The 25,481-nt window shown below is 31.9% G+C and carries 32 protein-coding genes and 1 pseudogene; 26 read left to right on the top strand and 7 right to left on the bottom strand.

Features of this window, described 5'->3' with window-relative positions:
• A partial coding sequence (locus tag VKY47_RS09205) for an NAD-dependent epimerase/dehydratase family protein (RefSeq protein ID WP_324312221.1) occupies positions 1-474 on the bottom strand: 474 nt, incomplete at its 3' end.
• A 276-nt stretch (positions 475-750) separates the two neighbouring features.
• On the opposite strand from VKY47_RS09205, the gene VKY47_RS09200 reads away from it, so the two are divergent.
• The 6 genes from VKY47_RS09200 to VKY47_RS09175 all read left to right on the top strand — a co-directional run bounded on the left by VKY47_RS09200 (position 751) and on the right by VKY47_RS09175 (position 4,927).
• Positions 751-1,080: a YtxH domain-containing protein gene (locus VKY47_RS09200; RefSeq protein WP_324312219.1), complete on the top strand. Its 330-nt coding sequence runs from the start codon at positions 751-753 to the stop codon at positions 1,078-1,080.
• Between the two features lie 5 nt (positions 1,081-1,085).
• Positions 1,086-1,436, top strand: a complete 351-nt coding sequence (locus VKY47_RS09195) for a phage holin family protein (protein WP_324312217.1) — start codon at positions 1,086-1,088, stop codon at positions 1,434-1,436.
• Positions 1,437-1,521: 85 nt separating this feature from the next.
• Complete coding sequence (locus tag VKY47_RS09190; RefSeq protein WP_324312215.1) at positions 1,522-1,722, top strand: calponin homology domain-containing protein; 201 nt, start codon at positions 1,522-1,524, stop codon at positions 1,720-1,722.
• 275 nt (positions 1,723-1,997) lie between these two features.
• Complete coding sequence (locus VKY47_RS09185) at positions 1,998-2,531, top strand: lipid-binding SYLF domain-containing protein (RefSeq protein WP_324312214.1); 534 nt, start codon at positions 1,998-2,000, stop codon at positions 2,529-2,531.
• 146 nt (positions 2,532-2,677) lie between these two features.
• Entirely contained in the window at positions 2,678-4,027 is a 1,350-nt protein-coding gene (locus tag VKY47_RS09180; RefSeq protein WP_324312212.1) for a dihydrolipoyl dehydrogenase family protein, read from the top strand.
• A 3-nt stretch (positions 4,028-4,030) separates the two neighbouring features.
• Positions 4,031-4,927: a YihY/virulence factor BrkB family protein gene (locus VKY47_RS09175; protein ID WP_324312210.1), complete on the top strand. Its 897-nt coding sequence runs from the start codon at positions 4,031-4,033 to the stop codon at positions 4,925-4,927.
• A 102-nt stretch (positions 4,928-5,029) separates the two neighbouring features.
• Here VKY47_RS09175 and VKY47_RS09170 read toward each other — a convergent pair whose 3' ends face one another.
• Positions 5,030-5,215 carry a CsbD family protein gene (locus VKY47_RS09170; RefSeq protein ID WP_324312208.1) on the bottom strand — a complete coding sequence of 62 codons (186 nt, stop codon included), beginning with the start codon at positions 5,213-5,215 and terminating at the stop codon, positions 5,030-5,032.
• A gap of 240 nt (positions 5,216-5,455) precedes the next feature.
• On the opposite strand from VKY47_RS09170, the gene VKY47_RS09165 reads away from it, so the two are divergent.
• The 17 genes from VKY47_RS09165 to VKY47_RS09085 all read left to right on the top strand — a co-directional run bounded on the left by VKY47_RS09165 (position 5,456) and on the right by VKY47_RS09085 (position 18,987).
• A complete protein-coding gene (locus VKY47_RS09165; protein WP_324312206.1) occupies positions 5,456-5,695 on the top strand; it encodes a DUF7218 family protein in 240 nt (79 codons plus the stop codon).
• Positions 5,696-5,753: 58 nt separating this feature from the next.
• On the top strand, positions 5,754-6,770 hold the full coding sequence (locus VKY47_RS09160; protein WP_324312204.1) for an AI-2E family transporter: 1,017 nt from the start codon (positions 5,754-5,756) through the stop codon (positions 6,768-6,770).
• A gap of 148 nt (positions 6,771-6,918) precedes the next feature.
• Positions 6,919-7,530 carry a nitroreductase family protein gene (locus tag VKY47_RS09155; RefSeq protein ID WP_324312202.1) on the top strand — a complete coding sequence of 204 codons (612 nt, stop codon included), beginning with the start codon at positions 6,919-6,921 and terminating at the stop codon, positions 7,528-7,530.
• Between the two features lie 296 nt (positions 7,531-7,826).
• Positions 7,827-9,650, top strand: coding sequence for an SLC13 family permease (locus VKY47_RS09150; protein ID WP_324312201.1), 1,824 nt, complete (start codon positions 7,827-7,829; stop codon positions 9,648-9,650).
• Positions 9,651-9,664: 14 nt separating this feature from the next.
• Positions 9,665-10,564 carry a mechanosensitive ion channel family protein gene (locus VKY47_RS09145; RefSeq protein ID WP_324312199.1) on the top strand — a complete coding sequence of 300 codons (900 nt, stop codon included), beginning with the start codon at positions 9,665-9,667 and terminating at the stop codon, positions 10,562-10,564.
• A gap of 144 nt (positions 10,565-10,708) precedes the next feature.
• Complete coding sequence (locus VKY47_RS09140) at positions 10,709-11,266, top strand: helix-turn-helix domain-containing protein (protein ID WP_324312197.1); 558 nt, start codon at positions 10,709-10,711, stop codon at positions 11,264-11,266.
• Positions 11,267-11,270: 4 nt separating this feature from the next.
• A complete protein-coding gene (locus VKY47_RS09135; protein WP_324312195.1) occupies positions 11,271-11,717 on the top strand; it encodes a response regulator in 447 nt (148 codons plus the stop codon).
• A gap of 14 nt (positions 11,718-11,731) precedes the next feature.
• A complete protein-coding gene (locus VKY47_RS09130) occupies positions 11,732-14,326 on the top strand; it encodes an ATP-binding protein (RefSeq protein ID WP_324312194.1) in 2,595 nt (864 codons plus the stop codon).
• A 238-nt stretch (positions 14,327-14,564) separates the two neighbouring features.
• Complete coding sequence (locus VKY47_RS09125; RefSeq protein WP_324312192.1) at positions 14,565-15,593, top strand: helix-turn-helix transcriptional regulator; 1,029 nt, start codon at positions 14,565-14,567, stop codon at positions 15,591-15,593.
• A 191-nt stretch (positions 15,594-15,784) separates the two neighbouring features.
• On the top strand, positions 15,785-16,117 hold the full coding sequence (locus VKY47_RS09120) for a YtxH domain-containing protein (RefSeq protein WP_324312191.1): 333 nt from the start codon (positions 15,785-15,787) through the stop codon (positions 16,115-16,117).
• A 3-nt stretch (positions 16,118-16,120) separates the two neighbouring features.
• Complete coding sequence (locus tag VKY47_RS09115; protein WP_324312189.1) at positions 16,121-16,474, top strand: hypothetical protein; 354 nt, start codon at positions 16,121-16,123, stop codon at positions 16,472-16,474.
• Between the two features lie 35 nt (positions 16,475-16,509).
• Positions 16,510-16,719: a hypothetical protein gene (locus tag VKY47_RS09110; RefSeq protein ID WP_324312188.1), complete on the top strand. Its 210-nt coding sequence runs from the start codon at positions 16,510-16,512 to the stop codon at positions 16,717-16,719.
• A gap of 22 nt (positions 16,720-16,741) precedes the next feature.
• Positions 16,742-17,176 carry a hemerythrin domain-containing protein gene (locus VKY47_RS09105; RefSeq protein ID WP_324312187.1) on the top strand — a complete coding sequence of 145 codons (435 nt, stop codon included), beginning with the start codon at positions 16,742-16,744 and terminating at the stop codon, positions 17,174-17,176.
• A 262-nt stretch (positions 17,177-17,438) separates the two neighbouring features.
• Positions 17,439-17,888, top strand: a complete 450-nt coding sequence (locus VKY47_RS09100) for a ferritin-like domain-containing protein (protein ID WP_324312185.1) — start codon at positions 17,439-17,441, stop codon at positions 17,886-17,888.
• Between the two features lie 312 nt (positions 17,889-18,200).
• Positions 18,201-18,362 (top strand): DUF1328 domain-containing protein, encoded by a 162-nt coding sequence (locus VKY47_RS09095; RefSeq protein ID WP_324312183.1) that lies wholly within the window; start codon positions 18,201-18,203, stop codon positions 18,360-18,362.
• Between the two features lie 26 nt (positions 18,363-18,388).
• A complete protein-coding gene (locus tag VKY47_RS09090) occupies positions 18,389-18,547 on the top strand; it encodes a hypothetical protein (RefSeq protein WP_324312182.1) in 159 nt (52 codons plus the stop codon).
• A gap of 116 nt (positions 18,548-18,663) precedes the next feature.
• The gene (locus VKY47_RS09085) at positions 18,664-18,987 is read left to right on the top strand and encodes a hypothetical protein (RefSeq protein ID WP_324312180.1); all 324 of its coding nucleotides are present in this window, start codon (positions 18,664-18,666) and stop codon (positions 18,985-18,987) included.
• Between the two features lie 29 nt (positions 18,988-19,016).
• Here VKY47_RS09085 and VKY47_RS09080 read toward each other — a convergent pair whose 3' ends face one another.
• Positions 19,017-19,442: an arsenate reductase family protein gene (locus tag VKY47_RS09080; RefSeq protein ID WP_324312177.1), complete on the bottom strand. Its 426-nt coding sequence runs from the start codon at positions 19,440-19,442 to the stop codon at positions 19,017-19,019.
• 267 nt (positions 19,443-19,709) lie between these two features.
• On the opposite strand from VKY47_RS09080, the gene trxB reads away from it, so the two are divergent.
• Positions 19,710-20,690 (top strand): thioredoxin-disulfide reductase, encoded by a 981-nt coding sequence (trxB, locus tag VKY47_RS09075; RefSeq protein ID WP_324312175.1) that lies wholly within the window; start codon positions 19,710-19,712, stop codon positions 20,688-20,690.
• A gap of 141 nt (positions 20,691-20,831) precedes the next feature.
• Positions 20,832-21,305: a GNAT family N-acetyltransferase gene (locus VKY47_RS09070; protein ID WP_324312173.1), complete on the top strand. Its 474-nt coding sequence runs from the start codon at positions 20,832-20,834 to the stop codon at positions 21,303-21,305.
• 42 nt (positions 21,306-21,347) lie between these two features.
• On the opposite strand, the gene VKY47_RS09065 is transcribed toward VKY47_RS09070, so the two are convergent.
• From VKY47_RS09065 to VKY47_RS09050, 4 genes are all read right to left on the bottom strand, one after another.
• Positions 21,348-22,076 carry a head GIN domain-containing protein gene (locus VKY47_RS09065; protein WP_324312172.1) on the bottom strand — a complete coding sequence of 243 codons (729 nt, stop codon included), beginning with the start codon at positions 22,074-22,076 and terminating at the stop codon, positions 21,348-21,350.
• 136 nt (positions 22,077-22,212) lie between these two features.
• The gene (locus VKY47_RS09060) at positions 22,213-23,985 is read right to left on the bottom strand and encodes a PspC domain-containing protein (RefSeq protein WP_324312171.1); all 1,773 of its coding nucleotides are present in this window, start codon (positions 23,983-23,985) and stop codon (positions 22,213-22,215) included.
• Entirely contained in the window at positions 23,985-24,323 is a 339-nt protein-coding gene (locus VKY47_RS09055; protein WP_324312169.1) for a PadR family transcriptional regulator, read from the bottom strand. Before VKY47_RS09055 ends, VKY47_RS09060 begins: the two co-directional genes overlap by 1 nt.
• Positions 24,324-24,433: 110 nt before the next feature.
• The gene (locus tag VKY47_RS09050; RefSeq protein ID WP_324312168.1) at positions 24,434-24,892 is read right to left on the bottom strand and encodes a DUF4870 domain-containing protein; all 459 of its coding nucleotides are present in this window, start codon (positions 24,890-24,892) and stop codon (positions 24,434-24,436) included.
• Positions 24,893-25,027: 135 nt separating this feature from the next.
• Between VKY47_RS09050 and VKY47_RS09045 the strand changes: the two are divergent.
• Positions 25,028-25,481: pseudogene (locus VKY47_RS09045) on the top strand (T9SS C-terminal target domain-containing protein); the annotation flags it as partial.

Here is a 25,481-nt window from a genome sequence, read left to right as displayed (position 1 = left end):
AGTGAATACTGCGTTTAAAATATTTTGCTCAGAAAGTGCTTTAGTATATCCATACAAAAAACAGCTTTTTGTTTTATAAGGTCTGTTTTCATCAAAAACATCATCGTTTTTAGTTTCTATCACAGCATTTGATGAACTCATGTAAATCAATCGTATATTTTTATTCAAACAAGATTCAATAGCCATTTCAGTTCCATGAACATTTGTGTTGTAAACCAAGTCTTGGTTTTTATCACCTATAGAAATAATACTAGCAGAGTGAACCAAGATACTTGTGTTTTCAATAAGTTTTTCAATAGAATCTTTGTTCGTAACATCGCCTTTAATCCAAATAAGGTTGGGATGATTTAGCTTGGGCAAGTTGTTTTTATATAAAGCTTTTACATGAAAGTTTTGTTCTAAAAGAAGTTTAATTAAACAAGTTCCTAAATGACCACTTCCTCCAGTTAGACTTATTTTTTGCTGTTCTTTCATTTATTGGATTATTGAGTAATTAGCTTTCGCCAAATTAGCTAAATAACCTATTAGCTCAAAATATATAAAAATGAAATGTTAAATTAATTGTAATTACAACACAATATTAAGAAATCTATAGTATTTTATAATAAATCAATGCGTGTAACTGTTAAAATGTCAGTGACTTTTAGTAAATTGCATATGAAATTTAGACACTTCACTTCTTGATTTTAAAGAACATTATTTGACAGGTTCTTTATTAACTAAAATTATTAATTTTAAAACAAAAACATCATGGGAAAAGAAAGTAGTACGTTATTAGGAATCTTGGCAGGTACAGCCATTGGAGTTACTTTAGGAATTTTATTTGCACCAGATAAAGGTTCAAACACAAGAAAACGAATCGCTGACGAAGCTGCTTCAGCCAGAGATAAAGTGTCTGAAAGTGCACATCATTTGCGCGATAAAGTAGCAGATACTGTAGCTAGTAAAAAAGAATCCTTAGACGAACAAATAGAAAGCATTGTTAGTAATGTAAGTCATAAAACAGAAGATGTGATTACCACTTTAGAAAAAAAACTGAGTGAACTTAAGGACAAAAATAAAAAATATCAAAAATCTTAATTTGAATGAATATTTTTGAATCTATAAACCATACATCTGGAAAGATGGCAGATGCTGGAGAGACCTATGTGCAAAAATCTCAAGAGTATTTTAAACTAAAAGTTTTTCAGCAAATTAGTGTTTCTATTAGTTTAGTAGCTAAAGTACTAATAATTGGAGGTCTGCTATTTATTGGCTTATTTTTCTTGGCTTTTGCTTTAGCACTTGCTATAGGCGAATGGCTTGACAACTTAGCTTTAGGCTATTTAATTGTTGCGTTATTATTTATAATTACAACGGTTATAGTTTATTATAAGAGAGCGTTTATTAACAATAGAATTATAAAAAGTTTATCTACTAAATTTTTTGATTCGTAAACTTATGAGGCGTCCAGCGTTGTTTTTTAAACAAAAAAAGGAACGATTAAGGATGTTTGATGCAAAAGGTAATAAATAAGAATACATGAAGCAGTATCAGTCTTTTAAAGACATAGAAACAGAATTAAAGCAACTAGATTTAGAGCGAAAAATAGCATGGGAGGAAATAAAGCTTTTAAAAAGTGAATTTCAAGAAGACATGAAACCTGCAAATTGGATACAATACGCTCTTAAGATGGCTGGTAAATATGGTTTATTTTTAATAGCCAAGCGGTTTTTTAAATAGTAAAACATTTTATAAATAATGAGAAGGAATCGATAAAAGGTTTTTTTATCCTAAAATATAATCAAACAAAAGTCATGTTTTTTTTAATAGGATTAAATCTCAGGTTTCAACTTTTAATCGGTTAAAAACAAAAATTCTTAAAATTGGGTAAATATGGATAGCTAGTTGGATTTTTTTTCTGAATAGTTTTAGAGCTAAAATCTAATTTAATTGAGTCCGTTTTTAATTTGTTGTATACATATCTTTGAACTTAATATTATTAAAAATACATAACTATGAAAACCCTTAAAACACTCATAGCAGTTTGCCTTCTACTTATAACAGTTGGAGTAACTGCTCAAAACGACAAAGACAAACAGGTTATTTCCGATGCCGAAAATGCCAAAGCCACATTATTGGAGAAAGATCCTGGAATGGAAAAATTCTTCGATACGTCTGCCGGATATGTTATTTTTCCAAATGTTGGGAAAGGAGCATTAATTATTGGTGGTTCCATGGGAAATGGAGTCGTTTATGAAGACGAACACATTATTGGAATGGCCAATTTAAAGAAATTAAGTGTGGGTCTGCAGGTTGGAGGAGAATCGATAATTGAAATTATCTTTTTTGAAACTGAAAAAGCCTTAGAAAAATTTAAAGAAGGAAACTTCGAGTTTTCTGCTAGAGTTTCTGCAGTAGCTGCTGATAAAGGAGTATCCAAAGATGCGAATTACAGCGATAATGTTCTGGTTTTTGCATTGCCTACAAAAGGTTTAATGGCAGATACCTCGGTTGGTGGACAAAAATTTGAATATCATCCGTTTAAATAAAAATTAAAAGTTTAAAGTGAAAAGGTTGGCAATATGTCAACCTTTTTTAATTTAAAGATAAGTTATAGCTTCAAAATTAACCTATTACGTTAAGTTATACTCGCTTTAAGTTAAGCTAAAGCGTATTAAAACACTAGTTTTATCATATGGAAATAATAGAATTTGATGTTTTTGTAATAGGAAGTGGAGTGGCAGGACAGCTAGTAGCAAAAAGTTGCGCAAAAGCAAATTTAAAAGTGGCTATTGCCGATAACCGCGAATATGGCGGTACTTGTGCCAATAGAGGGTGTGATGCCAAAAAAATACTTTTGGGTCCAACAGAAGTTTATCAACAAGCTATAGATTTAAATGAAAAGGGCATAGCATCTATTCCTAAATTAGATTGGAAGCAACTCCAAGATTTTAAAAGGGAATTTACAGATGGAATTCCAATGGCAACCGAAGAAGCTTTAGAAAATCTAAATATTAAACGCTATCACCAAGCGCCTAGATTTATTAATAATAGAACCCTTTCTGTAGAAGGGAAAACCATTCTGGCCAAAAAGATTGTAATTGCTACAGGTCGAATTCCTAGAACACTTAGTTTTAATGGAAGCAACTTATTGGAAACGAGCGATTACTTTCTGAAAATGAAACAGCTTCCAGACGAGATGGTTTTTATTGGAGCAGGTTATATAGCCATGGAATTCGCGCATATAGCGGCTAGAAATGGGAGCAAAGTAACCATTCTAGATCATGGAAACACTGCTTTAAAAGGCTTTGATACCGATTTGGTTTCTGATCTGATTGCGTATTCTGAAAAAATGGGAATCCGTTTTATTTTTAATGCAAGGGTTAGTAAACTAGAGAAATTACAGAAGAATTATAACGTTGTTTATCAGTTAAATGGTGAAGAAAAATCGTTGGTAACGCGATTGGTGTTTAACACGGCAGGAAGAGTTCCTGCTATAGATTCATTACAATTGGAAAAAGGAGACGTAGCTTTTACTAAAAAGGGAATCTCAGTAAACAAGTGTTTTCAGAATGTTAGCAATCCAAATGTATATGCCTGTGGCGATGTTTCAGATCATAGTTTACCCTTAACACCTTTGTCTATAATAGAAGCTCAAGTCGTTGCAGATAATATTATTAACGGTAATAAGGAACAAATGGATACACCGGTCGTTCCTTCAGTAATTTTCACCCTTCCAAACTTGGCAACTGTTGGTTTAAATGAAAAAGAAGCAAAAACGAGATATAAAAATATAACGGTAAATTACCAAGTAGTTCCAAATTGGTACAATGCTAAAAGAATAAATGCGTCGATTTATGCCTTTAAAATATTAATTAATAAACGAAACAAGCACATTGTTGGTGCTCATATTCTAGGACCAGATGCAGCTGAAACTATAAACTTATTTGCTATGGCTATTCAGAAAGAAATGACAACAGACGATATTAAAAATATGGTATTCACCTATCCTTCATGGGCAAGTGATATAAAAAGTATGATGTAATATATGATGACTAAAACCAATTCAAATAAGTTTAAAATTAAAGACTTGCCTTCGCTAATGGTTGAAACTTATAAAGCGTGGGATGCGAGTAATCCGTTTAGATTAAGTGCTGTTGTTGCTTATTACGCGGTGCTTTCCATGCCAGGATTATTGGTTATTATTATCAATCTTGTTGGATCTGTTTGGGGAGCAGACATTGTTCAAGGCAGATTAACAGACGAAATATCACGAGCCTTGGGAAGCGATGCTGCAGAATCCATCCAAACTATGATGTTAGAAACCCAAAGCGCTGATAAAAGTACCATATCAACTATTTTGGGGATTGCTACTTTAATTTTTGGTGCTACAGGAGTGTTTTATCATTTGCAACTTTCGCTCAATCAAATTTGGAAAGTAAATTCAGAAAACACCATGAGTTTTGGAAGGATGCTAATAAGTCGAGCAAGAAGTTTTGCCTTTATTTTGGCTATAGGATTTTTACTTTTAATAAGTTTTTTGGTTACAACGGCTATATCTGTTTTAAATGAATACATACAAAGTCTTATGCCAGAACTTATTGTTTACATAGCTTTTGTATTGGATTTTTTAGTTTCGGTAGGAGTTATAACCGTTTTGTTTGCTATGATTTTTAAATTTCTTCCAGACGCGAAAATTCGTTGGAAAACGGTCTGGATTGGAGCAATGATTACTTCTGTATTATTTGTTTTAGGTAAATTTTTGCTAGGACTTTATTTCGGAAAGGCTGATCCAGGATCAACCTATGGAGCGGCTGGAACCATTGTGTTAATTTTGCTTTGGGTCTCTTATTCCTGTTTAATATTGTTTTTTGGTGCCCAATTCACATGGGTTTATGCCAAACGTTATGGTTTGGGAATTCAATCCAACATAAAAAATAAATAATCATCTTATCTATTTAAATTAGAATTTATGTAAAAAAACACCCCTAATTTTTTAATTAGGGGTGTTTTCTTTTTACTGGTCTTTCACTATTAATAATAGATTCTACCAATTTTCAATTTCATTCTTTAAATCTTCTTTTGTTTTTCCGGTTTTTTCTTGGAGTTTACCTAACATTTCGTCAAACTTTCCTTCGGCATAGGTTAAATCGTTATCAGTAAGTTTACCATATTTTTGTTTAAAGTTACCTTTAACTTGTTTCCATTTACCTTCTAATTGATCTTTGTTCATGATATTTTGTTTTAAGTTAATATTATTATCTAAATGCAAATTAGGCATACTATGCTGTTTGTCTTAACTCTAATAATAAAATTCTTGCACCAATAACTTTGTTATAATTATAGTTCTTTAAGAGTAATATTTTTTCTGATTGTGTTAAACAAGCCCAAACTATAGTTCCATATTTGGATGTTCCTGGATTTCTATTTTTAGGATTGGAAAAACACGTATAATTTGTAAAACCGATATAATATGGCTATTTCAAGTATAAAAAATAATGATCAATATAAGGCGCTACAAGATAAAGGATACAGTAAAGAAAAAGCTGCTAGACATGCCAGAACGCCAGATTTTGTAAATAAACGAGAAATGGCAAAACCATACGAAGAATGGACAAGAAGTGCTTTATACCAGCAAGCAAAGTATATAGGTATAAAAGGACGATCTAAAATGGATAAAACGGAGTTAATACATGTTTTGCGTGACAATTAAATTATTAACTTTCATAAAAAACTATACAGTTATATTTTAAACTATCAATTCCTCATCTATGATTAACGCTAAAATTATACGCCAAATATTTTTACTTCTATTGATAATTTTGATGGGTGCATTAATTTTTCGGGAAATGATACCTTATTTTTCTGGGGTATTAGGGGCCATTACTTTTTATGTTTTACTTAAAAAATTAATGTCGAAACTGGTAAAAAGAGGATGGAGTCCAAATTTGGCAGCAATCACTTTAATGATTTTCTCGTTTGTTTCCATATTAATACCTATTGCAGGAGCTATTTTAATGCTGGGAAATAAAATAGGTAAAGCAGCCAATAATTCCGAGAAATTAACAAAAGTCATTAAAACACATTTGGCAGATTGGGAGAGTCGCTTTGGGTTCAATTTTAGTTCGCAAATAGATGCCTCTGCTATTTCTAGTTGGTTATCAACCCATTTGACAGACTTTGCAGGAGGAACATTTAATACCGTTATAGCCATAGCTATTATGTACTTTTTATTGTACTATATGCTTACCAACCGAAAAGAACTTAGAGAAACCTTAATGGATTATATTCCTTTAAGTAGAAATAACTTAAAATTATTAGGTAAGGAAACTGGACAAATGGTTCGTGCCAACGCTATTGGTATTCCTTTGGTAGCCATTGCACAAGGCATAGTTGCCCTAATAGGTTTTTTGATTTTTGGTATTGAAAGTCCATTTTTTTGGGCCATAATTGTAACTATTGGTTCTATGATTCCGTTTGTGGGAAACCTTTTAGGAACCATACCTGTTTTTATTTTAGCCATGTCCAATGGAGATGATTTTCAAGCATGGGGAATACTTATTTACGGGATTGTAATAGTTGGAACAACCGACAACATTATCCGTTTGTTTGTGCTTCAAAAACTAGACAATGTACATCCGTTAATCACTCTTATTGGCGTAATTGTTGGAATTCCTTTGTTTGGGTTTATTGGTTTAATTTTTGGTCCTTTATTAGTTAGTCTCGCTTTAATAATAGTGAAAATTTATAAAAAGGAGTACGCTTCTAATAAGGAGGATACACTCTAAATTATTAAAATCCTCATTCAAAATAAATTTCATTCCAATACCATTTTATAGTTGGTTTGGATCAATGTTTTTTTGCATAAAGGCAAGATTTTAGTTTACAATTATATAATTTGCATTATCATATATGAAAATAAAAAGCCCAGGTAAGATGAATGTAGCAGAACAAATAAGATTAGAAAACATAGCAGATACGAATCATGAGATATTTGCACTTCTAAAACAACGATACAGTCCAAGAATTTTTAAAAAGGAGCCTATTAAAAACAGGCATTTAAATCAGCTTTTTGAAGCCATACGCTGGTCTGCCAGCTCCAATAATTTACAACCTTGGCGCTTTATCTATGCGGAAAAAGGTTCTGAAGCTTATAATAAAATATTTAATTGTTTTAGCGATTTCAATAAATCTTGGACAAAGAACGCTCCAGTTTTGATGCTTTCGGCGTATAAAGAAAAAACAAACGATGGAAAGGAGAATTTTCATGCCTTACACGATCTAGGTTTAAGTTTAGGCCTCATGACGGTACAGGCTCAATATTTAGGAATAGCTGTGCACCACATGGCCGGATTGGACTGGAAAAAAGCTCAAGAAGTGTTTCAGGTACCTGAAGGCTTTCATATTTCAACAGCAATTGCTTTAGGATATTATGGAGGAGATTTAGAAGATTTACCAGAAGATTTACAACAACAGGAAACCGCAAATCGCGAAAGAATGTCCATTCAAAAGTTTGCCTTTAAGGAAAATTGGAATCCAGAAGCGTAATTATTATAAAGAGTAGCAAAGCAATTGGTAAAGAACTAATAGAAACTCTAAAGCTTGATGCTTTTATTAAGGAATTTAGATGTACAAACAAGATGGATTCGGGATAAATATATTAATGAGAATCTTTAAAATAGACTAATTTAAATACATGAATTGATTCAATGTGAAGTGGTTGTAGTTTTGTAAATGAATATGTGTTTTTAAAACAAATATATTTTTGAAACAAACTTCAAGATTGTTTTTTTACTTTTAGTGAAAGTTGCACTTTCAAAATAAACACTAAAACAGGTTAAGAGATGGATGTGGAAATTATTTTAATGTTTTCAGTGTTACTACTAACTGTTATCCTATTTATTTTTGAAGTTTTCCCTATAGATAAAATCGCCTTTTTTATAATTGTTTTACTTATTCTATTAGGACTGGTCACTCCTGAAGAGGGAATTAGCGGTTTTTCCAATAGTGCTACCATTGCTGTTTTGGCTTTAATGATATTAGCTATTGCCATGGAAGAAAATGGCGTAATTAATTGGCTGACTTCAGGAATGAGTAAAGTAAAGTCGTTGCCACTATATGTTATGGCGCCCGTTTTTATGTTTGTTACTGCTGGTATTTCGGCATTTATAAGTACAACAGCTGTGGTAATTGTTTTTATTAAAATGATTAATCAGCTATCGGAAAAATATAATATCTCTCAATCAAAACTCTTATTGCCTATTTCGTTTGCAGGTATTTTAGGAGGATCTTGTACTTTAATGGGTACATCTACCAATTTAATTGTTAATTCCGTTTCAAGTAATCTAATTTCCCAGAAATTAGGGTTTTTCGAATTCTCTCTTTTAGGTCTAATTTTTCTAGGTATTTCGATCGTGTATCTCACTTTAACTTTGCGCTGGTTGCCATGGGGAAAACAGCAAAATATCAATAAAGATTACCAGATTGATAATTATATAACAACAGTTAGGGTAACGGAAAACTCCAAGTTGGTGGGAAAAAAAATTCATGAAAGTTTTTTGCACAACAATCCAGACGTATTGCTTTTAAAACTAATAAGAAATAACCACACACATAATTCTCCGGGAAAATACGTGACACTTAAGACAAACGACGAATTAATCTTGATGTGCGATCTAGAAAATCTGTCTCGTATTAATAAGTCGGAAAACATGAATATTTACGATAAGGAAAATTTAAATATTCAGGAAGAACCTCCAAAATTAACTGATCCTGAAAAGGAGGAGGATTTGGAACAACGGGTTTTTGTAGAACTTCTTATGTTGCCTGGCGCATCTTTATTAGGAAAAACCTTAGGAAATTTAAGATATTTCATGATGCAGGACGCCATTCCTATAGCCATAAAAAAACGTAAAACTTTGGTTAACGTAAAAGAAAGAATGGTGCATAGTAGCGAAGATAAGTTAAGTTTAAAAGCTGGTGATCGGCTACTTGTTGAAATTTCAAAAGAAAAACTTAGCGCTCTAGACACCATGGAAAATGTGGTTGTTTTGCAAGAATTCGAAAATGTAACTAGAACTTCTAAAATAAAAAGATCTTTTTCGTTTTTTGTGCTTTTGTTGGTAATTGCTTTGGCTGCGACTGGAGTTTTATCGATAATGGTTAGTGCTTTAACAGGAATTAGTATTTTGTTGGTTACAAAAAGCTTGGATTTAAACACTATTTATAAGAAAGTTAACTGGCAAATATTTTTTCTTTTAGCAGGAATGATTCCTTTAGGTGTGGCCATGCATAATACGGGTGCCGATATGTGGATTTCAGAAAAACTATTGGGATTCTTAGAAGGTCAGCCAAATTATATTATTATAGGAACCTTATTTCTTATAACTATGCTTATGAGTGGCGTGGTAAGTAATAATGCCACAGCTATTATAATGACTCCCATTGCAATATCTGTAGCTTACGAAATGGGTTTAGATTATAAACCATTTATTTTATCTGTTATGTTTGCTGCCAATTTTAGCTTTTTTACGCCAGTTGGATATCAAACAAATACCTTAATTTATGGAATAGGGAATTATAAATTTCGACATTTTTTATGGATTGGAGGAGGCTTAAGTCTTATATTGTGGCTTGTTGCAACCACTTTATTAACTAAAATGCTATAAACAATTATACGTATATGAAAAATAAATTTTCCATAGAAGATACCATCGTTAAATTGTGGGACAAATTAGATGGTTGGTTAGAAGCCTTTATTTTAAAATTACCAAATCTAGCCATGGCTATTTTAATCATGGTTCTGTTCTATTTTTTTGCTCGAGGCGCAAAGAAGATTTTTAGAAAGTACCTATTGAGAAATATTAGTCAAAAATCAATTCAGGATATTATTGCAAAAATGGTTTTCCTAATTGTTATCTTAATTGGGTTTTTTATAGCTCTAGGCGTGTTAGAACTTAACAAGGTTTTAACCAGTGTTCTTGCTGGAGCTGGAGTTATTGGTCTAGCCATAGGATTGGCTTTACAAGGAACAATAAGCAATACATTTGGGGGTTTAATATTATCGTTTATGCCCAAAATTAAAATTAACGATTATATTGAAACAGACAGTGTTAAGGGATTTGTGTCCGAAATTAGTTTACGCAGCATCGTACTTCGCAGGCCAGATAATAATTACGTCATTATTCCTAATTCTAAATTTGTGGACAATGCCTTCACTAATTATTCTCTAAGTCCAAGAAGTAGAATTTCGGTTACTTGCGGTATCGGTTATGAAAGTAATTTGCAAGAAGTTGAAGATCTGGTTTTACGTGTTATTTCTGAAAATTTTGAGCAAAAAGAAGGTGAAGAAATCGAGTTTTTCTATACTGAATTTGGGGATAGTTCTATTAATTTTATGACCCGTTTTTGGATAGATATGATCAAAAGTAAGGAAATGTATGCCGAAACGCATAAAGCTATAAAACTCATTAAAAGTAATTTTGATGAACAAGGCATTAATATCCCTTTTCCAATACGAACATTGGATTTTAGTAAAAATACCATGCACATTAAAAACAATAACGAAGAACAAAAAGAATGAATCATTGAAGGTCAATCTTTTAATTAATCTTGGGTTTTTTGTATTAGGAAGGTTGTAAAATCTTTTTATACAATTTTATTTTTGTCAAATAATTGATATATATTTAGAAATCTATAATTAAAAACATAGAGATATTGAATATCAATGACGCTTTTTGTAAAATATAATTTCGATTTGGTATGTAAAACCCTGTTGACCGAGAAACTCGAGGCTTTAGGTGTTTCCTACACTTTAGGTAGTATTGGAGAGATACATATAGACAAAACACTTACTGAAGAAAAATTAGAAATTATATCTACTTCTTTAACGAAGTATGGAATTGATATTTTAACAAACCCAAAAGCTACTATGGTTGAACGTATTAAAAATTCCATAGACGAGTTTCTAAGAGATAAGGATTTGCGTGCTGTTAAGTTTTCGACCTATTTGGCAGATAAACTGCATTATTCTTATCCGCATTTATCCACCGTTTTTTCCGAAAACACATATACATCTATAGAAAATTACATCATTCTAAAAAAAGTAGATGTTGCAAAAGAACTTATGTGTACTACTAATTTAACCCTAACAGAAATTGCTTTTCAGTTAGATTATAGTAGTGTTGCTCACTTGTCCGGACAATTTAAAAAAACAACTGGGCTCACGCCAAGCGCTTTTCAGCGAATAATGAAAAATAAAAACACTACAACCAACTTAAGTTAATTAAATGAACGATATTATATTAAACATAGCGTTGGCGGACGACGATGAAGACGACAGGATGTTGTTTAGTGAGGCCATAGAAGGGATAGATATAAGAACAAAACTCTCACTCTTTAATCATGGGCAAGAGCTTATGGACTATCTTAATTTACCCAATGTTATCTTGCCTAGTCTTGTTTTTCTAGATTTAAATATGCCTATAAAAAATGGTCAACAATGTTTGTTGGAAATTAGAAATAACCCCAAACTTAAAGACTTGTGCGTGGCTATATATTCCACTTCCTCCTCAGATAAAGATATCGAGGATACTTTTTCAAATGGGGCAAACATTTATGTAAATAAGCCCAATAACTTTACTAAATTGCGTGAAGTGGTAGAGAAAGTTCTACAACTTAATTGGCAGTACCACACTTCCAATTTAAATAAAGAGACTTTTCTTTTCCGTATTTAAAGCTATAAGTTACTATGGATTTTAAACAGGTATATACTTCTTCAAAAACATATATCATTTTATTAGTTGTTGCTTTGGCACTGCTCATATTCTCGACAAGTACTACTTATAAACAAATTATCCGTATGCAGAAATCTTCTGAAACGGTAAAACACTCCTTACAAGTGTATAATGGCATAAGTAAACTAACAACCCATTACACCGAAGCCGAATCTGAAGAATTTAGAACAAACATTTTAAAAACTGAAGGTGCTAGCCTGATTTTTAAAAACTACAAACTAGAAGGACAAGCAATTATAGATAGTTTAAAAATTCTTACCAGCGATAATCCTTCCCAATTAAAGAGATTAGAGGCCGTAAATGTTTTATTGAACAGATTAAACGAACAACTTCAAGAAGTAGACGATTCTCAGTCTCAGGTTAAAGATGGAATTACAGTATTAGCTCAAGAGCAAAAAATGAAAATTAACGGCACTCTACATCATATTCGAGATCTAAAAATCGAAATGCTTGATGAGGAAGAGAGTTTAATGCAGGAAAGAAAAGCCAATTACGATTCATATAAATCTTTAGCTCCCATAACTTTATTGCTTATGGCGGTTTTTGCACTTACTGTTTTTGTTATTTCTTTTATAAGAATCTATAAAAATAAAAGACGATTTCGAGAGTCGGAAGCTTTTTTAAAAAGCGTCTTGGCCACAACCGACAATGTTGTAAACTACTATGAGCCCATTTTTGACGATTCTGAAAATATAGTCGATTTTCTTATAGTATTTGCAAACGATTGCAACCGAGATTATTTTGGTTTAGAGCCAGATGAGATGATGGGCAAAACAGTTATTGAAATTTTTCCATTTTTAAAAGAGAGTGACGCTTTCAATCATTTTAAAGTAAGTTACACTAATAAGGAAAAAGTAAAATTTGAGATTGAAATGAATATGAACAATTCTCAAATGTGTTTTCAATGCTTTGTAACGCCATTATCAGGAGGCATTTTAATTACCGCAAGAAATTCTACAGTCGAAGAAAAAGCTAAAGAAGTACAGTTGGCATTTAAAAAGAAGTTAGAAAATAAAAATCTAAAACTATTAGAAAATCGCGCGTTCTTAGGAAATATTTTTAAAAGTATTTCGCATGTGATAATGAATTTCAGAAGTATTCGTAACGGTCAAGGTGAAATTATCGATTTTGAAATTTTATTTGTAAACGAAAAAATAAATCCTCTTACTGGCGATGTTCCTGAAGAATTAATAAACAAAAAAGTATCTCAAATATATCCACATATTTTTCAATCAGGCATTTTTGAACATTTAGTAAATGCCGTAGAAAATAACAAACCTGAAACTTACGAAGTATCACACCAAATAAACGGCAAATTATTATGGTTTAAGGCTACAGCCATAAAATTGGGTGATGGCGTTACAGTAACCTCTAGAGAAATTACAGACGAAAAAGAGAGAGCAGATCAATTAGTTAGTTTAAACGAGCAGTTGGTTATTAGAAATTCAATCCTAACCGATGCTGAAAATATTGCTAAAATAGGTAGCTTTCTATGGTATATGGATTCGGATATTTTAGAGATGTCAGACAACTTTTTTCATATGTTAGGTTACGAAACCAATGGATTTGAGCCTTCATTTAAAAAATATAAAAACTTTATTCATCCAGAAGATCTAAGTTTTGTAGAAGATATGTCTAGGCAATCTTTATTAGACCTACTGCCTAAAGAATATACCTATCGCGTAATTACAAAAAGCGGTTCCATAAAGTATTTTAAATCCAATGAACAGTTTATAAATAAAAATGAAAAAATTGTTATGGTAGGTGTGGTTCAAGATGTTACCGCTACGCTAGAAGCTGAGGCCAGTTTGCGTAAAAGCAATCTAGAGCTTAAGCAAAGTAATGCCGAATTAGAATCCTTTAATCGTGTGGCCAGTCATGATTTACAAGAGCCACTTCGAAAAATCCAACTCTTTATCTCAAGAATTGAAGATAAAGAAAACAATCAATTTTCAGAAAAAAGTAGAGAGTATTTCGAAAAAGTCAAGAATGCGGGAAGCCGAATGCAGTCTCTAATCCAAAACTTATTGGCTTACTCTAGAATAGATAGTAGCGAAACAGATTTTGAAAAAATCGATTTAAACTTGGTTCTAGACAAAGTGTTGGAAGACCTAACGACACAAATTACCGATGCCAATGTTAAAATTGAAATTGGAAACCTTCCGGAAATTAAAGGTGTGTTTTTTCAGATGGAACAATTATTCGCAAACCTTATTTCCAATGCTATTAAATATAGAAGTCATACCGAAACTCCCTATATTAATATCCATTCAGAAAAAATGCCAGCTTCAGGTTTACCATTAAACAATGTAAAAACCCATTCTTTTTATTATAAAATAACAGTTACAGATAACGGTATAGGATTCGATAATAAGCATGCGCAAAAAATATTTGAAGTCTTCCAACGCTTGCATCAAAAAACAGAATATACGGGAACAGGAATTGGTTTGGCCATTTGTAAAAAAATTGTAGAAAACCATAATGGCTTTATTTATGCCACTTCAAAACTAGGAGAGGGAGCGCAATTTGTTATTTTATTGCCTGTTTAAATCTCCGTTTTTCACCGGTTTAAATCCGAAATATTCTTCTTTGTAATTTATAAGAAAATTTAGCAGTTTTCCATTTAAATAATGTCCAAGTCTTCATTTTGTATTTAATTTAACAGCTTTTTGCCTAAAACCCTATAGTTCTATAACACAAAACAAAAATTGTGTAAGGGAATATGAGGGTGGTGTTACGACCTTTATAATCAAGTTGACCAAGCGTCTATTTATAAAACAAAACACTATGAAAACCACACATCTAAATTCAAGTACTATTAAATCCATGTTAGAGCAATTGCAAACTAATTTTGGAGGGAAACTTTTAAAAGATTTAAAAGAATATACCTTAACAATAGACAACAAAATAGGAAAAGGAAAAATTAAGGGCATGTCATTAAAAGGAGGAATCTCCTATCTTGAATTCGACATGCTTTTTTATCACAACTTAATGTTGTCTATTAGTATTAAGGACAAGAATCCTATTTACTTTACCTATTGCTCAAAAGGAAGCATTAGCCATAGCTTTGGTTTAAATGAAGAAAAGCGCACTTTAGAAAGTTACCAAACAGGTATTTTAACTAGTCAGACAAATAAAGAGCATGTATTGTATTTCGCTAAAGACAAACAATTACAAACCACGTTAATTACTGTACAAACCACCAATAAAGGAAGCATTCCAGGGAACAATGATTTAAAGGAAAAGCTTATAGAAACATTTTATAGTCAAAATAATTCTGAAGACTACGTTTATATTGGTTCCAATAATTTACAGATTGCAGAAAAAATAGATCAGCTAAATGCCATTTCACAAAAAGGCATTGTAAGAAGTCTTTTAATTCAAGGTTTGGTTCATGTTATTTTAGCTTTGGAAATTCAACAGCATGCAGACGATTTAAAGAATCCTCAGCAAGAAACAGGGTCTTTAGTACCAAGGGAAATTGATACTATTAAAGAGGTGTCAAGATATATTAATAAAGACTACGAAAACCAAATTACCATCAATCAATTATATAGCCAGTTCGGACTTTCCCCATCAAAACTTCAAGAAGGTTTTAAATTAATGTATGGACATACAGTTACCGAATATATTAGAGAAGTTCGTATTAAAAAAGCTGAAGAATTGATAAAAAATACAGACATGAATATCTCAGAAGTGGTGTACTCCATTGGTTTAACAAGTAGAAGTTATTTTTCTAAAATTTTTAAAGAGAAATATAACTGTAGCCCTAAAGATTACAAATTTGCTCAAAACAGTATGAGTATTTCTGCTTAAAATTTGAATTTACAAAATACAAATTCATAAGCACAAGATTAAAAACAAAAAATATTTACCATAAAACAATTAACCCTTTGCCCATTATGGTTCCGGGCAAGAATTTAATCTTTAGGGTTAAAGCACGAGCTAAGTTTTTTGGATATTTGAAGTAGTATTAAAAAATTGTTTAATTAAAATTATAAATTATTATGACTAATAACGGAAGTACAGGATTAGGAGTTTTAGCCGGAGCAGCAATAGGTGCAGTTTTAGGTATTTTATTTGCTCCAGACAAAGGAAGTGTAACCAGACAACGTATTGCAGATCAAGCCGAATTGCAAAAACAAAGGTTATCGTCATCAGCAGCTGATTTAAGAGATAAAATTGCAAGCACAGTAAGTGCCGAGACACACAATTTAGAAGATAGAGTAGAATCTATAGTATCTGATGCCAGTTATAAAGCTGAAGATGTTATTACCACTTTAGAGGCCAAGTTGAAAGATTTGAAATCTAAGAATAAGAAATATCAAAAAGCCTCTTAAAATATGAATGTGTTTAATTCTATAGGAGAAACCACAGACAAAGCTACAGATATTGGTGAGACATATTTTAAAGCGTCTCATCAATATCTTAAGTTAAAAATATTCCAACAATTAACCCTGTCAGTTAGTATGGTTACAAAGTTGGTTGTAATAGGTGCTTTTCTGTTTCTCGGACTTATATTTTGTGCTGTGGCTACGGCTATGGCCATTGGTGAAGCCCTTGAAAACTTACTTCTTGGATATCTAATTATTGGAGCTTTTTTTCTATTTACTGCTATTTTAATATATTGGAGTAGAGCTGCCATAAATAAAATTGTTCTGCAAAAAATAGGTGATAAGTTCTTCTCTGAGAAATAGTATATAAATGAATTTAGAATAATTATCCAGATAATATGAAGCCATCTTATACAAATTTTAAACAAATTGAAACCGATTTAAAACTTCTTAATTTACAGCGTAAAGTATCTTGGGAAGAATTAAAGCTGATTAAAACAGAGTTTAAAGAAGATTTGAGACCCTTTAATTGGGTAGAAACCCTAATAAAAGGAGCTGGGAAATATGGTGTATTTGTTCTGTTTAGAAAACTCTTTAGAAAATTATAATGTTGCTAAATTATTAAAAACCATGAATATTTTTGAAGCTATTAGAGACGATCACGATACCCAAAGAGATTTATTGGGAAAACTTGTAAAAACCTCTGGAGATACAAAAAATAGAGATGAGATTTTTAAAGCGGTAAAAAATCAACTTCAAGTGCATGCAGATGCCGAAGAGCGCTATTTTTACAAGCCCTTAATAAGTAATGATATGATGCAAGAACATGCCAGACATGGAATTGCCGAACATCATGAAATAGACGAGTTGATAGAACAACTTGAAAATACGGATTACGATTCTTCAGCTTGGCTTAAAATTGCCAAAGATTTAAAACACAAAGTAGAACATCATTTAGAAGAGGAGGAACACACGTTTTTCCAGTTGGCCGGAAAAGTCTTTAGCCAAACTCAAAAAACAGATCTTGCCAAATCTTATAAAAAACACATGACTTCAAATCTTTAAAAGATTATTTTAAAAACATTTAATTTAGTGATTTTTTAAAATAAAAACACATAAAAAAAGATCAATTTATTGATTTTAATAATATAAATAAGATTAATGCCTTTAATTTAATTGCGTTAATCTTATTTTTATTTGAACTAATCGGAACACATTTATAGAGGTACTTTTACTATATAGATATCTGGATTTTCTTCAGGTGTTAAAGATGTAAAACAGCAGACATCTATAAAAAAGACTGCTCATAATCCTTATACATATTATTATGGAATCATACACAAAAGAAGTAGGAAAGAAGCTAAATGCTTTATTAGAGAAAAATTATGATGCCGAAAAAGGCTATAAAAAAGCTGCAGAGCACACAGAGCATACGGCTTTAAAGAATTATTTTAGTCGTAAGGCTGCAGAGCGTTATGATTTTGGTCACCAGTTAAAAAATGAAATTCTTAATTTTGGTGAAGAACCAAAAAATAGCGGAAGTGTTACTGGAGCAGCACATAGAACTTGGATGGATGTGAAAGCAGTTTTTTCGGCTGACAATGAAGAGTCCATGTTGGAAGAAGCCATTAGAGGAGAAAAAGCATCTGTTGAAGAATATAATGAAGTTTTAAATGAAACTAATTTGCCGCCATCCACAAGAGAAATTGTTATGAATCAGAAAAACACCATTTCACAAGAACTTAATACCATTAAGCGTTTGGAAGATTTAAAATAAAATCAGATTCTTAATCTTATTATTAAAAGAGATACTTATTGTAAGTGTCTCTTTTATTTTTGGCATCAAAAAGCAAGTGCTTTTAAAAGGGAGACTTTGGTTTATACTTCCTGTCAACCCGACCCGACTTCGCCACTCAGGCTGGCGACTTCAACTTCAACTTCGATTTCTGTTTCAATTTTATTTTTAAAAATGTGTTTGAGTTAAAGGAAAGTTCGATACAGCAAAACCCGCTCAAAACAAATTCCGATATTTATAGTATAGAAATCTGATAAACAGTTTCTTAAATATTAACCCTTAAAAACAAATATTATGTTACGTTGGACAATCACCTTTATTATAGTTGCTTTAATCGCCGGAATTTTAGGTTTTGGAGGAATTGCTGGAGCAGCTGCCGGAATTGCTAAAATTTTATTTTTCATATTTATAGTGTTGTTTATTCTATCACTATTTATGGGACGTAAAAAAATATAATCCTCTAAACCATAAAACCATTTATTATGAGAAAGTTACTTTATATATTTTTATTTTCATTCACTATGTCTTTGGTATTGCCAAGCTGTAGGGATCAAAAATCAAAAGACATTGAAGATGTTGCAGACGATGTAGGAGATGCAGTAAAAGATGTTGCAGACGACGTTGGAGATGTGTTTGATTAATAAAATTTAAAACACAAAAAAGAATAGTTAGATTAGTTAGTTTGGTTAGTAGTGAAAAACAGATAGGCATTCTTCAAATACGCTTGTCTGTTTTTTTTAATTTAAAAACTTAAGTTATGAAACAAGAAAGAAGCGAATTAGATCTGATAAAAAAATATCAAAACAGAGGTTATATCAGTAATTTTAGATGTGAAAACGGTCTTTTAATAGAACTTGATAGTAAAAGGGAATATCGGCCAAATCAAATCACCATTTTACGAGAACATAGATTTGAAGGAATGAGTAATCCTTCAGATATGTCTATTTTATATGTTATTGAAACAAATGACAAGTTGAAAGGATTGGTTACTTCAAGCTATGGCGCCAATAGCGATACAAATGTGGGTGAATTTTTTAACGAAATCCCAAAGAAAAACGATCGTTCTAATGAAGATATTTAAATTCAGTAAAAATCTTCAAATCTTTCAATTTAGAAGTCTTTGTGCTTTTCTTCCGATTCTAAAAGTTTAGAAATTTCAGATGGGGATTCAATTAAACTAAAAACCTTTCCATTGGCCAGAATAGGACAACGCAGAGTTTCTGGATGATTTTGAAGTACCTTAATCCAATCATTCTTGTCTAACGATATTCCAGTGGTATAGTTTTTTCTATAATCAGGATGTTCTTGATTAACAAGTTTTGAAAGGATGGTATTTAAATTTTCAGAAATTTCTAACCATTGCATGCCGGTAATTTTTGTTTTCGAAATATCCACAGCCAAAATCTTTTTGTTAGAAGCTTGAAGATATGCATAAGCTTGCTTTCCTAAAGTGGTCTCGGAATGGTAATAAAGTATAATCTGTCTTTTGTTTGTTGCAATCGTTCCCATCGTTCCCATAAAGTTTTTTTTAAACATGTAAAGATAGTCTATAATTGGGCTAGAAGCTAACTGTATAAATAATTAACTTAATTCATTTAAGATGGTTCTAAAATCATGATCGAATTCTTAACGCAAATTGAATATACACTTATAGAAGGTCTAATTAAAGGAGTTATTTATAATTTTTAGGCGCAAAAATTAGATATAAAACAAAGCTATTTAGCAATAACAACTTTTAATGAGGTTTGAGAGGTGATTTCTTTTAAAATCTCTATTTTTGCATAAATAAATTACAAGTGTATTATGTCTGAAAAAATAGAGAAAGTTAAGTGTTTGATTATAGGATCTGGACCTGCAGGATATACTGCAGCAATCTATGCCGCTAGAGCTAATATGAAACCGGTTTTATATCAAGGAGAGCAGCCTGGAGGTCAATTAACCACAACTAATGAAGTTGAGAATTTTCCTGGATACCCAGACGGAGTAACAGGACCAGAGATGATGATAGAATTACAAAAACAAGCCGAACGTTTTGAAACAGATGTTCGTAATGGTTGGGTAACACGTGTGGATTTTTCTGGCGATGTGCATAAAGTTTGGGTAAACGATACCAAAGAAATTCATTGCGATACTGTAATTATTTCTACAGGTGCTTCAGCTATGTATTTAGGTTTAGATTCCGAACAAAAATATTTAAAATTAGGTGGAGGTGTTTCTGCTTGTGCCGTGTGCGATGGCTTCTTTTATAGAAACCAGGAAGTAGTAATTGTTGGAGCAGGAGATTCTGCTTGTGAAGAAGCACATTATCTATCTAAACTTTGTAAAAAAGTAACCATGTTGGTTAGACGCGACGAGTTTAGAGCATCTAAAATTATGGCTGCTCGTGTAATGAATACTGAAAATATCGAGATTCTTTACAACACAGAAACAGATGAGGTTTTAGGAGATGGGCAAGTAGTTACTGGAGTGCGTGTGTTTAATAATAAAACCAATGAAAAGCATGACATTCCAGCAACAGGATTTTTTGTAGCTATTGGACACAAACCAAACACAGATATATTTAAAGACTTTTTAGATTTGGATGAAACTGGATATATTATTAATGTTCCAGGAACCTCTAAAACTAATGTAGAAGGTGTTTTTGTTTCTGGAGATGCGGCAGATAATGTGTACAGACAAGCCGTTACAGCAGCAGGAACAGGTTGTATGGCAGCGTTAGATGCAGAGAGATGGTTGGCAGCGAAAGATTCTACTTTTGAAGTGTCTACTTCTACCTATAATTAATTAGAAATTTTATATAATTTGAAATCCGGAAATGAAAGTTTTCGGATTTTTTATTTTATGAAACGTAATAAACAACTTGGTTGTTATTCTGAAAAAGAATTGAAAAGTCGTATTTTGTATTGAAATATCTCAATAGTTAAAATGATTAGAAAATATTCAAATAAAGATAAACCCGAATTAATTAAACTGTTTAGGCAAAATACGCCAGAATATTTTGATCCATCAGAAGAATCCGATTATAAAAACTATCTGGAGAACGAAGTTGAGGATTATTTTGTCTATAAAGAAAACGCCAACATTATTGCAGCTGGAGGAATCAACTACTTTCCTCAAGAAAAGCTAGCTAGGATTTCCTGGGATATGGTGAATCCTAATTTTCAAGGAAAAGGAATTGGAAAAGAACTAACTCAATACAGGATTAATTATTTAAAAGAGCATCCGGAAATTGAATTAATTGTTGTTCGAACGTCTCAGCTTGCCTATATGTTTTATGAAAAGTTGGGATTCGAATTGGAGTTTGTTGAAAAGGATTACTGGGCGAAAAATTTTGATCTCTATCAAATGAAATTAAATAATAATACAGAACCAAAATTAAAAAACCACCCCAATCTATAAAAGATTGACATGGTTTTTAGTTTTTGAGTGGAGATTAATTGTTTACTCCCTTTTTATAGAACCAGAAACACCATCGCTTTTTTCAACTATTTCTGGATTTCCAACATATCTAATATCTCCACCGCTAGAAGCTTTTGCAGTAAGCTTTTTAGAAGTGTTTACAACAACATCAGCACCACTTGAGGCTTTTACTTGAGCGTTTAAGGTAATTAGGTCTTCGGCTTCAATAGAGCCTCCGCTAGATGCTTCAGCAATAAAGACGTCTGTTTTACCTTTTAATTCCATATCACTTCCACTTGTTGATTGACAAGAAATAGAAACTGCATTTATGGTTAATTCCATGTCGCTTCCACTGGTTGTGTGTAATTCTATATCTTCCACTTGAATAGTATTTGTTGAATATACCTCGCTACCACTTGTGGCTTTAATAGAATTCAGGTTTTTAAAGCTCAACAAAACTTTCTTTGAAGCAGAGTTGCCAATATTATCCGTAGTGGAAATAATAAGAACATCATTTTCAATGTTTGTTGTTATCAGTTCATGTAGGTTTTCGTCAGCTTCAACCGTTAGGCTTTCTGTATCGCTTTGAGTCAGGATTAACTCTAGCCCACGACTTACTTCTACCGAATTAAAAGACTCTTTTATAGATCTCTCTTTAGTAATTATTTTTCCATTTCCATTAATTCCCATTCCGAAATTTCCGTCGAAATTACAGGACATCATGACGATGGCAAGGATAATGGAAGCTAATACTTTTGTTAGTGTGTTCATAATTGTTCGTTTTTTGATGGTTCCTCTAAAATTTTTAAATTCAAGAAGATGGATGATTAGTTATTCAAAGATTAATTATTATTTTCTGTTTAGAAATAAAATATTTCTGAACTGTTATTTTGGACAGATGAATTGATTAGTTTCCATCTGAAGTGATGTTTATGCCATTTTCGTCTATATTTACGCGTACGCTTTCACTTTTGGCTTTAACTCCTTTATCATTGATTTCTAGACTAGAATCATTCGATTTGATGTCTATTCCTTGATTGTTTATTTTAACTCGAGATTTCTTTTTGTTAACATCTATATCTATATTAAAATCTCTTGGGCAGTCTTCACAATAAATAGAATTATCAATAATTTTTAAGATAAAGCCTTCCATACCTTGATCTAGAATATCGTTATAACGACTGGTATTACTATGAAAGCTTGAAGTGTTTTCATCTGCAATTAAAGTGGCTCCTTCCGGTAAATATATAATGACTTCTACTTTTTGGTCACTAAATTTATTTTGATATTCAGTGGTCAAATACGCATTTAGCATCAGTTCTCCATGACGTAAAGCATAGTTGTAATCAATATTATTAGCACGTTCTTTTGCTTGCTTATAACTACTGCCTTCAGCATTTTTTTCAATGGTAATAGACGCTAAACTGTCTGTTGTAGATCTTACAATAAGTCTCACATCCGATGAGAAAATTATTTTCTCATCATTTTCATTATAGACTAATTTAAAACCCGAACTTCTTCTAATGTATTTCTTGTAAGAATCGTTGCCGTACATCTTTATTTTCAACGTGTCATTTGCTGTAATATTCAGATGCACATTTTCAGTAACACTAGCATCAAAGGCATGCTCACTAGCCTGTTTTACTCCAATAACAATCAGACTAATAATAGCCAAGAACCAAATGCCCAACAATGAGAATTTAGCAACGTTTCCTATAGATTTTAGGTTGTTAATTAAAATTTTCAATCCTAAGTAGAAGACAAAGAAAAAGGGAATTCCAATAGCAAAAAAGAGTAGTAAGGACATGAGCCAAACAGGTGTGTTTGCTGCATTAGCTGCATCTATAAAGTCGAATCCAGGAACCTTAATGATGTCTGCAACACCAACGGTAAAAAAACCAATAATTAAACCAATTAAGGTGGAAGCTCCAACAATAATTAATATGACTCCAATAAACTTTGCGATAACATTTAAAAAGAACATAACGACATCTCCAATAGCATCAAAAAACGATTTGGAACTATCTTTTATCTTGTTGCTCTGTTTGGAAACATCGATGTTTTTTACCGTATCTGAAACGGTTTGTGTAACATTTTCAAATCCATCCTTAATTTTTTTTTCAATGTTGCTAATATTTACAGGTTCTCCAGTCATGGTTAATTTATCGGCTGTGGTGAGGGCTTCGGGAACCAAGATCCAGAAAAGGATGTAAATAAAGATGAAAGTTCCACCAGAACCTATAGCAAGTAAAATCCATAACAAACGAACCCAAAGAGAATCTATTCCTAAATAATGTCCAAGTCCAGAAGCCACACCTCCAATATAGGAATTGTCCGTATCTCTAAATAACTTTTTAGAAGGTCCGGAAGGTCTGCTTTGGTACGAAGATTTTGGCTCATCGTCAAAGATTTCATCATCTACCAGATAGTCTTCTGGTTGTCCCATGATGGTAATTACTTCGTCAACTTCCTTATTACCAATAACCTGTTTGTCATGTTTAATACGCTCTGTAAAAAGTTCGGCAATTCTGGCTTCAATATCTGCAATAATTTCAGAGCGTCCTTGAGAGTCTGTAAATGAACGTTTTATAGCCTCAAGATAGCGTTGTAGTTTTAAGTATGCATCTTCATCTATATGAAAAAATATACCTGCTAAATTTATGTTGACTGTTTTATTCATTATTTTGTGGTTTTTTGAATGGTTACTAGATTAACTGCGTTTTGTAATTCACTCCAAGTAGTGTTTAATTCCTTTAAAAAGAGTTTTCCTTTTTCGGTAAGGCCATAATATTTTCTTGGTGGTCCAGAGGTAGATTCTTCCCATCTGTAATTAAGAAGTCCCGCATTCTTAAGACGTGTTAGCAATGGGTAGATGGTACCTTCAACTACCAACATTTTGGCGTCTTTTAAGGTTTTTAGAATTTCCGCAACATAGGCGTCCTCATCTTTTAGGACGGATAATATGCAGTATTCCAGGACGCCTTTTCGCATTTGTGCTTTTGTGTTTTCAATCTTCATTTTCTAAAGCGTTTTTAAATTTTTAAACTGTTCATTTTTTGATTTGATTTGTTCTCCAAAACGTACCTAGATTTTTACTAAGTTAATTGATGAAGGAGAATTGATGAAAATTATTTTAAAAAGTTGATGGTCAAGGGATATTTATAATATTTGCCTTCTTTGGCGGCTAGACTTGCTTTTACAATAAAAACCAATTCCAGAATAAAGCCAACTACGGCAATAAAACCTAGTCCTCCAGTAATATAAAGTAGAGGAGAGGGTTTTGTTAAACTAATATGAATACTGTTGAAAGCATCGATATCTAAAAAATTAAAACCATTAAACAGGTTAAATACAAATAATGGAATTGTAATCATTCCAAGAATTATTGCATACAATAAAATACTGATCTGGAAATTTATAGCCTGTTTGCCATGAGCATCTATAAAGTCCGATTTATCTTTGTTGGCAACCCATAAAACAATAGGTCCAATAAAATTTCCTAGAGGAAATAAAAATCTAGAAAAGGTTGATAAATGAATAAATGTGGCAATATTTTTTTGGTTTTTATCTATCATTTTAAAAGGCATATAATAGTTTCTTATACAAATATATATCCTTAGGAAGGTATTATGCAATACCGAGTACTTAAATTTAACAAAAATTTAACAAAGTTTAATTCAGTTATTTTTAATAAATTGCGGTTAATCAATAAGTCTTTATAAATGAAAAATGTAGTTTATATCTTATTTTTAGTGTGTTTTAGTTGTTTTTCACAAACTTATCCCATAGTTGAAAATATTATGGAAACTACTTGGAAAACTTATGAGCCCGCATTAAATACACCTGGATATCTTGAGCCTTTTATAAATGATTTTGGTCTTCAGGTAACTCGGATAAGTGATGTGGAAGTTATTGGGGGAGATAAACAACAAATGCGTCATCATTATAGTAAGGATTCTCCTTGGAATAGCGATGAAACTTATATAAAACTGTCTGGTTATCCAGCGCCAATTCTTGATGGAGCCACTTATAAGTTTGTCAAATGGGCAAATATTCCAAGTTCAGCAACATGGTCAAATACCAACCCAAATCTCATGTATGGAACATCAGGTAATAGGTTGGTTTCTTTTAATATTATAATTAATGTTAGTCAAACTATTTATACTTTTAAGGATT

The organism is Xanthomarina sp., from assembly GCF_035306705.1.
Taxonomy (GTDB): Bacteria; Bacteroidota; Bacteroidia; order Flavobacteriales; family Flavobacteriaceae; genus Xanthomarina.
The sequence above is the reverse complement of the archived record's forward strand: the minus strand, read 5'-3'. Positions and strand labels throughout refer to the sequence as shown.

Bases quoted from the DNA above. Each gene is read 5' to 3' on its own strand.
- VKY47_RS09200 (WP_324312219.1), top strand. From the start codon at position 751: ATGGGAAAAGAAAGTAGTACGTTATTAGGAATCTTGGCAGGTACAGCC.
- VKY47_RS09195 (WP_324312217.1), top strand. From the start codon at position 1,086: ATGAATATTTTTGAATCTATAAACCATACATCTGGAAAGATGGCAGAT.
- VKY47_RS09190 (WP_324312215.1), top strand. From the start codon at position 1,522: ATGAAGCAGTATCAGTCTTTTAAAGACATAGAAACAGAATTAAAGCAA.
- VKY47_RS09185 (WP_324312214.1), top strand. From the start codon at position 1,998: ATGAAAACCCTTAAAACACTCATAGCAGTTTGCCTTCTACTTATAACA.
- VKY47_RS09180 (WP_324312212.1), top strand. From the start codon at position 2,678: ATGGAAATAATAGAATTTGATGTTTTTGTAATAGGAAGTGGAGTGGCA.
- VKY47_RS09175 (WP_324312210.1), top strand. From the start codon at position 4,031: ATGATGACTAAAACCAATTCAAATAAGTTTAAAATTAAAGACTTGCCT.
- VKY47_RS09170 (WP_324312208.1), bottom strand. From the start codon at position 5,215: ATGAACAAAGATCAATTAGAAGGTAAATGGAAACAAGTTAAAGGTAAC.
- VKY47_RS09165 (WP_324312206.1), top strand. From the start codon at position 5,456: ATGGCTATTTCAAGTATAAAAAATAATGATCAATATAAGGCGCTACAA.
- VKY47_RS09160 (WP_324312204.1), top strand. From the start codon at position 5,754: ATGATTAACGCTAAAATTATACGCCAAATATTTTTACTTCTATTGATA.
- VKY47_RS09155 (WP_324312202.1), top strand. From the start codon at position 6,919: ATGAATGTAGCAGAACAAATAAGATTAGAAAACATAGCAGATACGAAT.
- VKY47_RS09150 (WP_324312201.1), top strand. From the start codon at position 7,827: ATGGATGTGGAAATTATTTTAATGTTTTCAGTGTTACTACTAACTGTT.
- VKY47_RS09145 (WP_324312199.1), top strand. From the start codon at position 9,665: ATGAAAAATAAATTTTCCATAGAAGATACCATCGTTAAATTGTGGGAC.
- VKY47_RS09140 (WP_324312197.1), top strand. From the start codon at position 10,709: ATGACGCTTTTTGTAAAATATAATTTCGATTTGGTATGTAAAACCCTG.
- VKY47_RS09135 (WP_324312195.1), top strand. From the start codon at position 11,271: ATGAACGATATTATATTAAACATAGCGTTGGCGGACGACGATGAAGAC.
- VKY47_RS09130 (WP_324312194.1), top strand. From the start codon at position 11,732: ATGGATTTTAAACAGGTATATACTTCTTCAAAAACATATATCATTTTA.
- VKY47_RS09125 (WP_324312192.1), top strand. From the start codon at position 14,565: ATGAAAACCACACATCTAAATTCAAGTACTATTAAATCCATGTTAGAG.
- VKY47_RS09120 (WP_324312191.1), top strand. From the start codon at position 15,785: ATGACTAATAACGGAAGTACAGGATTAGGAGTTTTAGCCGGAGCAGCA.
- VKY47_RS09115 (WP_324312189.1), top strand. From the start codon at position 16,121: ATGAATGTGTTTAATTCTATAGGAGAAACCACAGACAAAGCTACAGAT.
- VKY47_RS09110 (WP_324312188.1), top strand. From the start codon at position 16,510: ATGAAGCCATCTTATACAAATTTTAAACAAATTGAAACCGATTTAAAA.
- VKY47_RS09105 (WP_324312187.1), top strand. From the start codon at position 16,742: ATGAATATTTTTGAAGCTATTAGAGACGATCACGATACCCAAAGAGAT.
- VKY47_RS09100 (WP_324312185.1), top strand. From the start codon at position 17,439: ATGGAATCATACACAAAAGAAGTAGGAAAGAAGCTAAATGCTTTATTA.
- VKY47_RS09095 (WP_324312183.1), top strand. From the start codon at position 18,201: ATGTTACGTTGGACAATCACCTTTATTATAGTTGCTTTAATCGCCGGA.
- VKY47_RS09090 (WP_324312182.1), top strand. From the start codon at position 18,389: ATGAGAAAGTTACTTTATATATTTTTATTTTCATTCACTATGTCTTTG.
- VKY47_RS09085 (WP_324312180.1), top strand. From the start codon at position 18,664: ATGAAACAAGAAAGAAGCGAATTAGATCTGATAAAAAAATATCAAAAC.
- VKY47_RS09080 (WP_324312177.1), bottom strand. From the start codon at position 19,442: ATGTTTAAAAAAAACTTTATGGGAACGATGGGAACGATTGCAACAAAC.
- trxB (WP_324312175.1), top strand. From the start codon at position 19,710: ATGTCTGAAAAAATAGAGAAAGTTAAGTGTTTGATTATAGGATCTGGA.
- VKY47_RS09070 (WP_324312173.1), top strand. From the start codon at position 20,832: ATGATTAGAAAATATTCAAATAAAGATAAACCCGAATTAATTAAACTG.
- VKY47_RS09065 (WP_324312172.1), bottom strand. From the start codon at position 22,076: ATGAACACACTAACAAAAGTATTAGCTTCCATTATCCTTGCCATCGTC.
- VKY47_RS09060 (WP_324312171.1), bottom strand. From the start codon at position 23,985: ATGAATAAAACAGTCAACATAAATTTAGCAGGTATATTTTTTCATATA.
- VKY47_RS09055 (WP_324312169.1), bottom strand. From the start codon at position 24,323: ATGAAGATTGAAAACACAAAAGCACAAATGCGAAAAGGCGTCCTGGAA.
- VKY47_RS09050 (WP_324312168.1), bottom strand. From the start codon at position 24,892: ATGCCTTTTAAAATGATAGATAAAAACCAAAAAAATATTGCCACATTT.